The sequence below is a fragment of the Streptomyces sp. NBC_01478 genome, assembly GCF_036227225.1.
In the GTDB taxonomy this organism is placed as follows: Bacteria; Actinomycetota; Actinomycetes; order Streptomycetales; family Streptomycetaceae; genus Streptomyces.
Window position 1 is genome coordinate 6551337 of sequence record NZ_CP109444.1, and the last position, 12706, is coordinate 6564042.

Consider the following 12706-nt stretch of genomic DNA (forward strand, 5'->3'; position numbering starts at 1 on the left):
CGGCGAGAAGGAGCAGCCCCGTTGGGATACCTACAGCCGCGCGAAGGGAACGCCCCCTACTCGCGGGCGCGACGCTCCCGGCCCCTGGGGGACGCGGAACGGGCGTTGCTGGCCGAGCATGTACCGGCTCCCGATGCAGGCGGCCGGGCCCTCGAAGTCGGCTGCGGCCTGGGGGAGTTGGCCCTCCACCTGGCGTCGGCCGGCTACACGGTCGACGCCGTGGACCGGTCCCACAGTGCCCTCGAAGGTGCCCGCGCCACCCAGCCGACCGGTGTGCGCCGGCTGCGGCTCGACGTCGAGCGGGACGACCTCGCGCTTCTGGACGAGAACACGTACGACCTGATCACCCTCCGGCTCGCGTACGCGTTCCTGGGCGACCGCACCCGGGTCATGCACGACCTCGGGCTCCGGCTGCGCGAGAACGGCGCGATCGTCGTGATCACCCCGCTCGCGGCGAACACCCCGGCCGAGAACCGGGACATCGCCCTGGACGAGGACGAGATCGGTCTGCTGAGTGCCGGATGGGAACAGGTCCGGCGCTTCGACGCGGACGGGCTCGCCCTGGTGATCCTGCGCGGCCCGCGCCTCGACAAGATCGCGGTGGCGGAAAAGGACAAGCCCGCCGCGCACGCGGTGACCGGCGCCTGCGCGGTCGTGACCGACGCCCATGGCCGGGTCCTGTTGGGCCGTTCCACCGGCGACATGTGGGAACTGCCGGGCGGGCGTACCGAGGGGTCCGAGCCGTTCGAGCAGACGGCGGTGCGTGAACTGGCCGAGGAGACCGGCCTGGTCGCCGACCCGGCCGACGCGCATCTGCTGAGCATGCTCTGGGACGACAACCACGGCATCTCCCGCCTGACCGCCGCGGTCCGCGTCACCGCCCACTCCGGCACGCTCGCCTGCCGAGAGCCCGACACGTTCGTACGGTGGGAGTGGCATCCCCCGCACACCCTGGCCCACCTCGACCGGATCTTCGCCCCGTCGGCGCAGGCGCTGGATGCCGTCTGGCCCGGAGTCCTCCCCGGTCTGCCGCCCGTGCGCGCCTACCCGCACGCGATCGCCCACCCGCGCGTGGACGGCGAGCCGGCCCAGGCGGTGCGGCTGCGGCACGACATGACCGCGCGGGTCCTCGCCGGCGGATGGGCGCCCTCGGAAGCGGTCCAGGAGGCCCTGCGGGCGGTGCCCCGGCACCGGTTCACGCCCGAAAGCCCGTTGGCCACGGCGTACGACGACGACCTGGCCGTCATCACGCGCCGCGACGACGAGGGGCAGGCGACCAGCTCGGTGTCCGCCGCCTGGCTCCAGGCCGACATGATCGAAAGCCTCCGTCTGCGGCCCGGTACGGCCGTGTGCGAGGTGGGGTCCGGTGGCTACAACGCCGAACTCCTCGCCCACGTCGTCGGACCGGCGGGCCGGGTGGTGAGCGTCGACATCGACCCGTACGTCGTCGCGCGCGCCCGCCGGTTCACGGCCGAGGCCGGCAGCGGTCGGGTCACCGTGCTGCCGGGCGACGGACGCCTCGGCGCACCCGGGCACGTGCCGGGCGCCGGTTTCGACGGCTGCGTCGTCACCCACAACTGCTGGGACATCGCTCCGGCCTGGCGCGAGCAGCTCTCCGAAGGCCGGTACCTGGTACTGCCGTTGGAGATCCACGGCTATACCCGCGCCATCACCCTCCAGAAGCACGGCGACGTGCTGCATGCCCGCGGTTTCACGTTCTGCGGTTTCGTACGGGACCTCGGCGACGGTTCCCGCACCACCCCGGTCGCCGATCTGCGCGGCGGCGAGCTGCGACTCCGCTTCGAGGACGGCGAACCGGCCGACGTGTCCGGCATCGAGGACGCCCTGTGCGGGCCACGGCAGGAACTGCCCACCGGCGTGACCGTCGCGCCCATGGAATCCTTCGAAACCCTCCAGCTCTACCTCGCCACCACCCTGCCCGGCTTCTGCCGCCTCGCGCTCGACCGCACCCGGGACACCCGGACCGTCGCCGTGCCCCGCGGGGCAAACGCACCCACCGTGCTCGGCGCCGGCTCCCTCGCCCACCTCACCCACGTCCCGGTCACCGACCCCGGCACCTCCGAGCGGGGACGGTCGGAGTTCATCGCCCACGCCTACGGCCCCGACGGCGCCCGCCTCGCCGAGCGCCTCGCCGCCGCGGTGCGCTCGTGGGACCGGCACGTACGTCCCCGCGGCTACCCCGAGCTGGCCGTCTTCCCCACGGGCACCCCCGACCGGGACCTGCCCACGGGCCACGTGCTGGACAAGCCGAACAGCCGCCTGGTGTTCACCTGGGGGACCGAGACGCCCTGACCGGGCCGCATCACGCGCCCAGTTCCGATCCGGGAGCGACCGGCTCAAGAAACGCGGTACGGCGCGACGGTCCCGACAACCGACCGCACGCCTGACTGACTGAGGCCGTCGCGGGCATCCACACCGCCGCCCGCCGGGTCCGCACCGAACTCGGCCTGGGCCTCCTTGTCGGCCACGGCCCCGATCCGGGGCTGGTCGATCGACGCCTCAGCCACCGCGGCGCCGGAACACCGGCATGCCCGAGCAGTGAAAATACGCCGCTCACACGACGGTTGACGATCACCGACATCTCGTCAACCCAACCGAATCGGCGAGGCCGGCACCTCTCGGTGCCGGGGGCCTCGGCGGCTCGGTGTCTCGGTGCGGTCAACACCCCTTACGGGGCAGACATGTTGACTCCGTGTTAACCCGATGGAGCGACCTCTGATACCACGGTTGACGGTGATAGCATTCCGCCGTCTGCGACCTTGATCCACTTTTGTTCAGGCCTCGAGTCTGAACGCGGTCATCTCCCCGCGTAGATCAGTCATGCAGTCCCCTGGACGGGTTGCGGATCCTTGCAAGGCGTACCCCCGATGACGCCTGCGTGCCACGCGCCGGGAAAGGTTTCCATGACTCAAGACGTGCTTCTTTGGTGCCTGGTTGCGATAGCGGTGACAGCCGTAGCCGCAGTCGTGGCGCTCATGCTCCGCAGCAGAGCCCTGGGGAGGAGGAAGAAGGAGTCCGAGGCCGCGCTGGAGGCGCGGCTGCGGTATGCGCAGGGTGAACTCGACCGCGCCCAGGCCGCCTTGACCGCGCTGCGGGACGAGCAGGACGGGGTCATCCGCGAGGCGGAGCAGGCCGCAGAGGAGAACACCAAGTCGGTCCTCAAGGGCGCCGCCCGCTTCCTGCAGAGCCTCGCGGCCGAGCAGACCACGCTGCTGGACGGGGTCCAGCGCGAGTACGGCGGTCACGCGGTCCTCTCCGACCTCATGGACATCACCCACGCCAACGCCCAGATGGCCCGCAAGGCGCAGGGCATCGCCGTCATGTGCGGCGCGCCGCTGGGCCGCCGCAACCAGCCCGCCAGCGTCTACGACGTCGTCCGCAGCGCGCAGAGCCAGATCCGCAACTTCCAGCGGGTCGAGATCATGCAGCCCAGCGGCATCGCGCTGAAGGCCTCCGCCGTCGCCCCGGTCGCCCTGGCCGTGGCCGAACTCCTCGACAACGCCGCCAGCTTCTCCCAGGCGGACGCCCCGATCGAGGTCACCTTCCGCCAGGCCCAGAAGAACCTGTGCATCGTCATCGACGACGCCGGCGTCGGCATGGGCGACGAGGACCGGCAGCGGGCGAGCGCGCTGCTGTCCGGCGAGGGCCTGCCCCGGCTGTCCCAGTTGGGCACCCAGCCGAAGTTCGGTTTCCCCGTCATCGGTCTGATCGCCCGTCAGCACGGCTTCACGGTGGATGTCACCGGTGTCTCCCGGTACGGCGGCGTACGGGCCGTCGTACTCCTGCCCGAGGAGCTGTGGACCATGGAGGAGACCCTGCCGCCGGCCACCGAGGCGCCCGTGAGCACCATCCGGCCGATGGAGACCGGACGGTCGGCGCGTACGGCGGGCGGTCTGCCGAAGCGTGGCTCCCGTATGTCGCCCACCGGCGTCCCCACCGGCGGGGAGCAGCCGCCCCGGCGCAGTGCCCGGCGCGGCACCGGCAGCCTGGCGGCCCTGCAGCGCGGTACGCAGTCCGCGCGCGACACGGCCTCCTTCGACATTCCGACGCCCGGAGGGTCCGAAAACGCATGAGTACAGCAGACCTGTCCTGGATGGTCCAGGACATCGTGGACAACGTGCCGAGAGCACGGCACGCCGTGGTGCTGTCCGCGGACGGCGTGCCGCGCGGGTCCACGGACGACCTGACCGGCCAGGACGTGCGGACCATCTCCGCGGCCATGGCGGGGATGCAGTCGCTCAGCCGGGCCACCGCCCACTTCGCAGGACTGGCCCCGAGCCGGAACTGGATCCAGACGGTCATCGAGTTCCAGCACGGCTGGGTGTTCCTGATCGGGGCCGGTCAGGGTGCCTACCTGGCCGCCGCCGCGGAGCCCGACGTCGACATGGAGCAGCTCTCGTTCCGGATGAACCGGCTGGTCTCCCGGCTGGGCAACAACCTCACGGTCCCGGCGCGGGTGGCCGGAAGCGAGGTGGCCCACCCCGGAGACGGTGCCGGGGCACCGCTGGACGGCGGGGGCGGCGGGGTCTTCCTGCTCGCGGAGCTGGACAAGGCGGTGGCGTCGGTGCCGGGCGCCCTGCACGCGCTGCTGCTGGGCGCGGACGGTCTGCCGCGCGGGGCGAGTTCGGGGATCGGCAGGAATCTCGCGGACACGATCTCGGCGGCCATGACCGGCATCCACGCCTACAGCCGGGCGACCGCGCCCTTCGCGGGCGGGCAGCAGGACGACGAATGGCTGCAGACGGTCATCGAGTTCGAGCACGGCTGGGTGTTCCTGATCGCGGCCGGCGAGGGAGCGTTCCTCGCGGCGGCCGCCGAACACGGCTGTGACATCGAGGAGTTCACCGTACGTCTGGGAGACACGATGCCGGCGCTGACCGCCGGGTCGGCCCCGCGGGGAGGAAGGACGGGCGATGAGTGACGAACTGGACGGCGAGCTGGAGCTGACGGCCCCATTAGTCCCACTCTTCGTCATCGCGCAGGGTCGCGCGCTGCCACGGGAGAGCGAGTACGAGCACACCACGATCATCACGGCCCAGGACGGTGCCGTGGCGGCGGCCCGGACGCTGTCCCCGGAAGCCCGTACGGTCATGGATCTGATCGCGGACGGCTTCCTCTCGGTCGCCGAGGTCGCGGCCCACACCCGGCTGCCCCTGGGCATCGTCCGCATTCTGCTGGCGCAGATGGCCGAGGACGGCCTGATCCATGTGCGCAATCCGGTGCCCCATGCCGAACGCCATGATCCCGTCCTGCTGACCGCCGTGCTCGACGGCCTGATGCGAATTCGAACCGGAGCGTAGTCCCGTGTATCTGGATCCCGACGTCTCCCGCTCCGTGAAGATCCTGGTCGTGGGCCACTTCGCGGTCGGGAAGACCACGTACATCGGAAGTGTCTCCGAGATAGAGCCGCTGCAGACCGAGGAGGAGATCACCGAAGCCAGCGAGGGGCTCGACGACCTCTCCGAGACCCCGGACAAGACGACCACGACCGTGGCGATGGACTTCGGGCGGCTCACCCTCGGCGAGGACCTGGTCCTCTACATCTTCGGAACCCCCGGGCAGGAACGGTTCAAGCAGATGTGGGAGGGGCTGTCCCGGGGAGCGCTGGGGGCGCTGGTCCTGGCGGACCCCGAGCGGCTGGAGGAGACGTTCCCCGTCCTCGACCTGGTCGAGGCGTTCGGTCTGCCCTACGTCATCGGCGTCAACACGTTCGAGGGGAAGCACGAGTTCCCGCTGTCGGAAGTGTGCGAGGCGCTCAACATCTCCGATGACACCCCGGTCATCCACTGCGACGTCCGTGACCAGGACTCCTCGATGCAGGCACTCATCACGCTCGTGAAGCACCTCTTGTCCTCACTCGGCTAGGAGCCAGCATGCAACAGCCCTTCGACACGTCCGGGGCACCGGCCGGTCGCCCCGCGCACGGCAACGTCCCGCTGTACGGGTCCGACTTCGGCTCCGACCCCGAGAGCATGTACGCCCGGCTGCGCACGCTGGGGCCCAGCGCCCCGGTCGACATCGCGCCGGACGTCGAGGTCGAGCTGGTCACCAGTTACGACGCGAGTCTGTACATCCTGCAGAACCCGACCCTGTTCGTGCGGGACTCGCGCCGCTGGAACGCCCTGAACCACGGGGAGATACCCGCGGACAGCCCGGCCCTGCCCATGATGGGCTACCGGCCCAACGCCCTGTTCAGCGACGGCGCGGCGCACGCCCGGCTGCGGCAGGCGGTCACGGACAGTCTCGCCACCGTCGACCAGGGCCGGATCGTCCGGCTGACGCAGCAGTCGGCCGACTACCTGATCAGCCAGTTCAGCTCCGAGGCCCTCGGCCAGGCGGAGCTGATGTCCGCCTACGCCCAGCCGCTGCCCCTGCTGGTCTTCGGTGAGCTGTTCGGCTGCCCGCCCGAGCTCGGCGACCGTGTGATCGCCGGGATCACCGGCATCTTCCAGGGCACCCCGGGTGCCGACGAGACCCTGGGCGGCGCGCTCGCCGAACTGATCGCCCTCAAGCGCCGGCAGCCCGGCGAGGACCTCACCACCCAACTGATGGTGCACTCCTCCCGGCTGACCGACGAGGAGGTGCTGCACCAGCTCGTGACCCTGCTCTCCGGCGGAACCGCGCCCCTGTCGGCCTCGATCGGCACCAGCGCCGCGCTGTACCTCAGCGACGACTGGCCGAGCGGCCTGCCGGTCGAGGACGCGGTCGTGAAGACGCTGTGGAACTACGCGCCGATCGCCAACTACGCGGCCCACTACCCCACGCAGGACGTCGAGTTGGGCGACCGGACGCTCCACGCGGGCGACCCGGTCCTGATCTCCTTCGCGGCCGCCAACACCGACCCCAAGCTCACCGTGCACCGCGAACAGCTCAGCTCCAAGGCCCATCTGGCCTTCGGCGCGGGCCCGCACGCGTGCCCGGCCAAGGACCCGGCGTTCATGATCGCGGCCACGGCCGTCGAGTCCCTGCTCAACCGGCTCCCCGACGTCGAGATGCGCGTCCCCTTCAAGGAACTCTCCTGGGTGCCGGCGCCGTGGAGCCGCCAGTTGGTGACCGTGCCCATCCGGTACACCCCCCGTACCGTGCCGTCCGCGGCCAAGGCCCGGCCGCGGCCGTCGCCCGCCCAGCTCGCCCAGTCGGCCGCCGCCGTACCGCAGCCGGCCGCGTTCAGCCGGCCGTCGCACGCCGCTCCGCGCCCCAAGGGCGGGATGTTCAGCCGCTTCCGGGCCTGGGTGAATGGCGAGTGACGTAAGTAACCCTACGAAAGCACTGTGTTATTGGATGATTCAAACATCCCACGGGTACGGATGGCGGCTGGCAGAGAGGAGCCACCATCGTGGGAAGCGTCACGACTCCGTCCACGGACCGTCGGGCCACCATCTCCCTGTTCTCCCGTCTCCGGACGGCTGACGGACAGGCCGATCCCTTCCCCATCTACGCAGAACTCAGGGCGCGCGGCGCGGTCAGCCCCGCGCCCTGGGGCGGTCACCTGGTGACCGGCTACGGCATCTGCGACCAGGTACTGCGCAACGGCCTCTGGCTCGAACCGGACACCGACTGGCGGGCCCGGCAGGGCGAGAGGACCCGCTGGAGCGCTCCCTCCTCACGGGAGATCAGCCGGACCATGCCGGCCCTGAACCCTCCGGAGCACACCCGTGTGCGCCGGTCGGCCGGCACCTTCGACCGCACCTCCATCGAACAGATCGGCCGCCGGGTGAGCCAGGTCGTCGACCGGCTGCTCGACACTCTGCACGAGCGCCTGCACGCGGGAGAGGCCGACTTCACGGCCCTGGTGAGCGACGAACTCCCGGTCGCCACCATCGGCGACTGGCTCGGGCTGCCCAGCGCGGACTGGCCCCGGCTGCGCGAACTGACCCACGACCAGGTCTTCACCCAGGAACTTCTCCCGAACGCCAGCCAACTGGCCCGTTCCGACGCCGCCATGGTGGAACTGCGCGCCTACTTCCTCGCCCTGGTACGCGAGCGGCGCGGACATCTCGGGGACGATCCCGTCTCCGGGTGGATACGCACCTGGGACGAGCTCGAACCGGACCAGGACAAGGCCGACGAAGCCGTCTACTTCCTCGCCCTGTTCGTCCTGCTGGCCGCTCTGGAGACGACCGCGACGCTGCTGTCGACGATGACCCTCCTGCTGGTCGAGGACCCCGGCCGCTGGACCCTGCTCGCCGAACACCCGGACCTGGTCCCCGCGTTCGTGGAGGAGACCCTTCGCTACGACCCTCCCACCCACGTCATCAGCCGGGTCGCCGCCGAGGACTGCCTCCTGGAAGGCGCCGAGGTCCGAGCCGGGGAGATGGCCCACCTCATGGTGGGCGCCGCCCAACGCGACCCCGCGCGGTTCACCGACCCCGACTCCTTCACCCCCCGGCGCAAGGCGACCCACCTGGCCTTCAGCGGAGGCATCCACTACTGCCTGGGCGCACCCCTGGCCCGGCTGGAGGCGCAGACCCTGCTCCGCCGCATGATCGCCCGCCTGCCGAGACTCGCCCTGGTCCGCCGCCCCGCGATGGCACCCCGGGTGGCGTTCAGGCGACTCCTGAACCTGGACGTTTCCCTGACATGAACCCGCCAATAACCCCCAGCGCCGCACCGGCCCCCGTCCGGGAGCCCGTGGACCATGCGGAGACCGAACCTCCCGCCGCCGTGGGCCTCACCCGGACCGGGTCCGTCCTCCATGTACGGCTCAACCCGTCCGCTCAGGACGACGACGTCCTGAGCTCCGCGGTCCTGGACGAACTCGTCGCCGTCCTCGACGGCCTCCACGAACAGCCCGACATCCGCATCCTGGTGCTCTCCTCCCTGGGCGAGGACTTCTCTCTGGGAGGGGACCGCCGGGAGTTCCAGGAGACCCTGGCCGTCGATCCGACCGGGGCCACGCTGCGGCGCATCGCGGACAAGGCCCACCGCCTGTGCCAGGCACTGGAGAACACCCACGCCGTCACCATCGCCCGGCTCCACGGCAAGGTCGTCGGCGCCGGCCTCGCGCTCGCCGCCTACTGCGATCTGCGCGCGGGCGCGGACACCTGCCGTTTCCGCATGCCGGAGATCGGCCTAGGAATGGCACCCACCTGGGGAGGCGCGATGGGGCGCCTGATCGCGGAGGCCGGTGCCGCCCGGGTACGTGAACTCATGCTCACCTGCGACGAGTTCGACGCCCCCGCCGCCCACCGCCTCGGACTTCTCCACAAGGTCGCCCCCCTCGACCGGTTGGACGACACCATCGCCGCCTGGACCAGACCCCTCTCCCGGCGCTCCCCGGAGGCGCTCGTCCTGACCAAACACATGCTCGCCGGCTACGCGAAAGCCGCCCGCACCACCGACACCGCCCTGCTCGACTCCCACCTCCTCGCCGCCCAACTCGCTCAACCCCGCTGACCGGCACCCCGTGCGACAGCTCCGAGGTCCGACCAGAACCTCTGCGCTGAATTACGGTGCGGGTCGGTAGCCCCGCAATGGTCGGCCGCACTCTGTGGAAGCCTCAGGACTCACTCGCCGTGACCTGGGGCTTTTGCTTTTGCCGGATACGGCGTGGAGGCGCCGGTCTCCGCTGCCGGGCCGGGTCGCGCAGGGCCGAGCGGGCGCCAGGGCACCTCGGCGGGGTGGCAGGCCAGTTCCAGGTGTGGATGCCGGCGCAGAAGTGTGGCGAGGACCACCTGGAGTTCGAGCCTGGCCAGGGGGGCGCCCAGGCAGTAGTGGGGGCCGTGGCCGAAGGCCAGGTGGGGGTTGTCCCGGCGGGCGACGTCCAGTCGGTCGGGGTCGGGGAAGCGGCGGGGGTCGTGGTTGGCCGGGGCGACCCCCACGAAGACCAGGTCGCCCCGGGTGGATGGACGCCACCCCGGGCGGAATGGTCGCCGTCAGCGGGATCGACAGCGACAGGATCCAGGAGACGTTACGACTGCTCGGCGCGCCCGGTCTGCACCTCGCCGCGCTCAACGCACCCCACCAGGTGGTGCTCGTCGGCCCCGAGGAGGCGATCCGCCGGGCCGTCCCCGGACTGCGACGTCGACGGCGGCCTGAGCCTCGGCGCCTGACGGGTCGCCCGGTGCGGCTCCGTCGCGTCGTCCTTTCGGCCGAGGCCGCACGGCAAGGGCCGCCCCTACGCTGCGAGTTGTGCGAGACACAGACGATCTGACGCCCCTCTCTCAACTGTCCCGACGTACCGCCGTGACCGCACTGGCGGTGGTCATGGCGCTGTTGTGGGTGCTCGATGTCGCCGGTGCCGCGACCGTCGCCGGGCTTGAGGGGAACGGGGTGTGGTGGCGGTTGGCCCCCGGGGTCGTGGCCGCCGCGGCGTTGCTGTCGCCCGGCGGGCCGCGGGTGCTCGCCCGGGCCGCGGGTGCCGCGGTGCTCGTCTCCTGGGCGGTCACGCTGAGCCTTCTCTCGTCCGTGCCGCCGGCCTTCGCCGGCTGGGGACTGCTGGAGACGCTCTGCCTGCTGCTCCTGCTGGTGCGGACGACGCAGGACGTGACGCCTCCCTGGCCGGCCGCCGCGCTGGGTGCCGCACTCGCCGTCGCCGTGATCGCGGCACCGATGCGCCTGGAAGGGGGCGGAGTCGGCTACTCCTTCCTCCTCACCTTCCCTACGGGCGGGGCCGTCGCCCTCGGCTGCCACCTGCGCAGCCTCGACGACCGCAGAAAGCGCGCGGTCGCCGAGGTCCGGCAGAGCGAGCGGCTCGAACTCGCCCGGGAACTGCACGACTTCGTCGCGCACCACGTCACCGGCATCGTCGTACAGGCGCAGGCCGCGCGGGTGATCCGGGAGAGCGCGCCGGAGCAAGTGGACGTGCTGCTCGGGCACATCGAGCGGGCCGGGTCCGAAACCCTCCAGTCCATGAGGAAGTTGGTGCGGGTGCTGCGCGAGGACGACGCGCGGGCGGTGCGGCCGGGGGACCTCTTCGCCGAACTGGGCGAACTGGTCGCGGCGTTCGCCGAACGCGACGCCCCCGCCACCCTCCAGGTCGCGGACGGGGTACGGCAGGCGCGCCCCGATCCCGAGGTGGAGACGTCCGTGCGGAACGTGGTGCGGGAGGGACTGACGAACGTACGCCGGCACGCGTCCGGATCGCCGTCCGTGTCCGTGCGGGTCGGGCTGTCGGGCGAGGGGGACGGCGATGCCCGGCGGCTGCGCGTCGAGGTGCACAACGCGCCGCCCGCGCGGCGGACCGCGCCGAACGCCGAACCCCTCGGCGGGCGGGGCGGGTTGGGCCTCGTCGGGCTCGCCGAACGCACCGAGGCCGTCGGGGGCACGCTGCACGCGAGCCGGGCGGAGGACGGGGGATGGCGGCTGACGGCGGAGTTTCCGTTGCGCGGGGCGACGGCGGAGTTCTCGTCGTCCGGGCTGTGACAGGATCGCCCGCATGACCGATGCCAACGCCGGTGCCGGCGGGAGTGGTTCGGGAAAACGCATCCGGGTCCTGATCGCCGACGACCAGGACATGGTGCGCACCGGATTCCGGCTGATCCTCCAACTCCAGCCCGACATCGAGGTGGTGGGCGAGGCGGCGGACGGCGCGGAGTGCGTGGAGCTGGCCCGGAAGCTGCGGCCGGACGTGTGCCTCGTCGACATCCGGATGCCGAAACTCGACGGCCTCGAGGTGACCCGGCTGCTCGCGGGGCCGAAGGCCGTCGACCCGCTGCGCGTGGTGGTCGTGACCACCTTCGACCAGGACGACTACGTCTACGGCGCGTTGCACGGCGGCGCCTGCGGGTTCCTGCTGAAGGACGCGGGCCCCGGTCTGCTGGTGGAGGCCGTACGCGCGGCCTCGCGCGGTGACGCGCTGGTGTCGCCCGCCGTGACCGTACGGCTGCTGGAGCGGATCGGCGAGCAGCGGCCCGCGGCGGACGCCGCCCGGCGGGCCGGGACGTCCTCAAGTCCCCTGACCGGCAGGGAACTTGACGTGGTCCGGCTGGTCGCCGAAGGACGGACCAACCAGGAGATCAGCGCCGAGCTGTTCGTGTCGCTCTCCACCGTCAAGACGCATATGGCCAGCGTCCAGGGCAAGTTGAAGCTGCGGAACCGGGTGGAGATCGCCGCGTGGGCGTGGCGGTCCGGAGTGGTCGGCGGCCGCTGACCGCCTTCGTCGCCCTCGTCGCACGGGAAGGCCCTCGCCCTCCCGCCTACTTCCTCCCACCCACTTCTACTTCGTCAGGCCGTAGTCGAAGCTCACCCGGTCGCCGTGCACCCCGGTGACGGAGATCAGCATCTTCTTGGTCCGGCCCTTGAAGACGGCGGTGCACTCCACGGTGTAGTCCATCTTCGCGCGCAGCCCGCCGGGGCAGCTCACGGACTGCGGGCCGTCCTGGAAGAAGGGGATGGCGTAGTTCTCCTTGGCCTGCTTCTCGACCTCGGCGCGCGGCACCGTGTGGTCGGCGCCGCTCGCGGTGGCGACCGACGAGTTGTCGAACACGTTCCAGGCCACCACGACACCGGCGGCCAGGACGGCGGCCACGGCCAGGGCGATGACGATGCGCTTCATGCTGAGCTCCTCGGTTCGCGGTGCGGCCGGTCCCCGCCGGCCGCTGTCCTCAGAGCCTGCCGTCGCGCCCGCGCCCGCCGCCTCGGTACAACGGCCGGTTGGGAGCGCCGGCATCGGCCGTAAGGACGAGGGCCGTTCGGCGTTCGTGTCACGCGGGCGACCCTATGTCTCCCGTACCGGGCCGGAGCG

At 71.5% G+C, this 12706-nt stretch carries 12 protein-coding genes and 1 pseudogene; 11 read left to right on the plus strand and 2 right to left on the minus strand.

The features are described from left to right. The first annotated feature begins 21 nt into the window (after positions 1 to 21). The 8 genes from fxlM to OG223_RS29685 all read left to right on the plus strand — a co-directional run bounded on the left by fxlM (position 22) and on the right by OG223_RS29685 (position 9417). Positions 22 to 2313 (plus strand): methyltransferase, FxLD system, encoded by a 2292-nt coding sequence (gene fxlM / locus OG223_RS29650; protein WP_329255080.1) that lies wholly within the window; start codon positions 22 to 24, stop codon positions 2311 to 2313. A gap of 683 nt (positions 2314 to 2996) precedes the next feature. Then, positions 2997 to 4094: an ATP-binding protein gene (locus OG223_RS29655; protein ID WP_329255083.1), complete on the plus strand. Its 1098-nt coding sequence runs from the start codon at positions 2997 to 2999 to the stop codon at positions 4092 to 4094. Positions 4095 to 4114: 20 nt separating this feature from the next. Continuing rightward, positions 4115 to 4942 carry a roadblock/LC7 domain-containing protein gene (locus OG223_RS29660; protein WP_329265541.1) on the plus strand — a complete coding sequence of 276 codons (828 nt, stop codon included), beginning with the start codon at positions 4115 to 4117 and terminating at the stop codon, positions 4940 to 4942. Further along, entirely contained in the window at positions 4935 to 5321 is a 387-nt protein-coding gene (locus tag OG223_RS29665; RefSeq protein WP_317883846.1) for a DUF742 domain-containing protein, read from the plus strand. Before OG223_RS29660 ends, OG223_RS29665 begins: the two co-directional genes overlap by 8 nt. A gap of 4 nt (positions 5322 to 5325) precedes the next feature. Beyond that, the gene (locus OG223_RS29670) at positions 5326 to 5886 is read left to right on the plus strand and encodes a GTP-binding protein (protein ID WP_329255091.1); all 561 of its coding nucleotides are present in this window, start codon (positions 5326 to 5328) and stop codon (positions 5884 to 5886) included. Positions 5887 to 5894: 8 nt separating this feature from the next. After that, a complete protein-coding gene (locus OG223_RS29675; RefSeq protein ID WP_329255093.1) occupies positions 5895 to 7268 on the plus strand; it encodes a cytochrome P450 in 1374 nt (457 codons plus the stop codon). A gap of 89 nt (positions 7269 to 7357) precedes the next feature. Further along, positions 7358 to 8605, plus strand: coding sequence for a cytochrome P450 (locus tag OG223_RS29680; RefSeq protein ID WP_329255096.1), 1248 nt, complete (start codon positions 7358 to 7360; stop codon positions 8603 to 8605). Beyond that, entirely contained in the window at positions 8602 to 9417 is an 816-nt protein-coding gene (locus tag OG223_RS29685) for an enoyl-CoA hydratase/isomerase family protein (protein WP_329255099.1), read from the plus strand. The genes OG223_RS29680 and OG223_RS29685 overlap by 4 nt, the downstream gene beginning before the upstream one ends. Before the next feature lie 110 nt (positions 9418 to 9527). On the opposite strand, the pseudogene OG223_RS29690 reads toward OG223_RS29685, so the two are convergent. Beyond that, positions 9528 to 9860 (minus strand): annotated as a pseudogene (locus OG223_RS29690) (cytochrome P450); the annotation flags it as partial. Between the two features lie 5 nt (positions 9861 to 9865). Here OG223_RS29690 and OG223_RS29695 point away from each other — a divergent pair. The 3 genes from OG223_RS29695 to OG223_RS29705 are packed head-to-tail and all read left to right on the plus strand — an operon-like array spanning position 9866 to position 12112. Continuing rightward, on the plus strand, positions 9866 to 10174 hold the full coding sequence (locus OG223_RS29695) for a hypothetical protein (protein WP_329255102.1): 309 nt from the start codon (positions 9866 to 9868) through the stop codon (positions 10172 to 10174). After that, the gene (locus tag OG223_RS29700) at positions 10153 to 11385 is read left to right on the plus strand and encodes a sensor histidine kinase (protein WP_329255105.1); all 1233 of its coding nucleotides are present in this window, start codon (positions 10153 to 10155) and stop codon (positions 11383 to 11385) included. Before OG223_RS29695 ends, OG223_RS29700 begins: the two co-directional genes overlap by 22 nt. A gap of 13 nt (positions 11386 to 11398) precedes the next feature. Next, on the plus strand, positions 11399 to 12112 hold the full coding sequence (locus OG223_RS29705; protein WP_329255108.1) for a response regulator transcription factor: 714 nt from the start codon (positions 11399 to 11401) through the stop codon (positions 12110 to 12112). A gap of 66 nt (positions 12113 to 12178) precedes the next feature. Here the strand turns inward: OG223_RS29705 and OG223_RS29710 are convergent, their stop codons facing one another. Beyond that, positions 12179 to 12517 carry a DUF4333 domain-containing protein gene (locus tag OG223_RS29710; RefSeq protein ID WP_329255111.1) on the minus strand — a complete coding sequence of 113 codons (339 nt, stop codon included), beginning with the start codon at positions 12515 to 12517 and terminating at the stop codon, positions 12179 to 12181. Positions 12518 to 12706: the final 189 nt, after the last annotated feature.

What these genes read in the sequence shown, in the direction of transcription:
- OG223_RS29655 (WP_329255083.1), top strand. Translation starts at nt 2,997, where the DNA reads ATGCTCCGCAGCAGAGCCCTGGGGAGGAGGAAGAAGGAGTCCGAGGCC.
- OG223_RS29660 (WP_329265541.1), top strand. Translation starts at nt 4,115, where the DNA reads ATGGTCCAGGACATCGTGGACAACGTGCCGAGAGCACGGCACGCCGTG.
- OG223_RS29665 (WP_317883846.1), top strand. Translation starts at nt 4,935, where the DNA reads ATGAGTGACGAACTGGACGGCGAGCTGGAGCTGACGGCCCCATTAGTC.
- OG223_RS29675 (WP_329255093.1), top strand. Translation starts at nt 5,895, where the DNA reads ATGCAACAGCCCTTCGACACGTCCGGGGCACCGGCCGGTCGCCCCGCG.
- OG223_RS29685 (WP_329255099.1), top strand. Translation starts at nt 8,602, where the DNA reads ATGAACCCGCCAATAACCCCCAGCGCCGCACCGGCCCCCGTCCGGGAG.
- OG223_RS29695 (WP_329255102.1), top strand. Translation starts at nt 9,866, where the DNA reads ATGGACGCCACCCCGGGCGGAATGGTCGCCGTCAGCGGGATCGACAGC.
- OG223_RS29705 (WP_329255108.1), top strand. Translation starts at nt 11,399, where the DNA reads ATGACCGATGCCAACGCCGGTGCCGGCGGGAGTGGTTCGGGAAAACGC.
- OG223_RS29710 (WP_329255111.1), bottom strand. Translation starts at nt 12,517, where the DNA reads ATGAAGCGCATCGTCATCGCCCTGGCCGTGGCCGCCGTCCTGGCCGCC.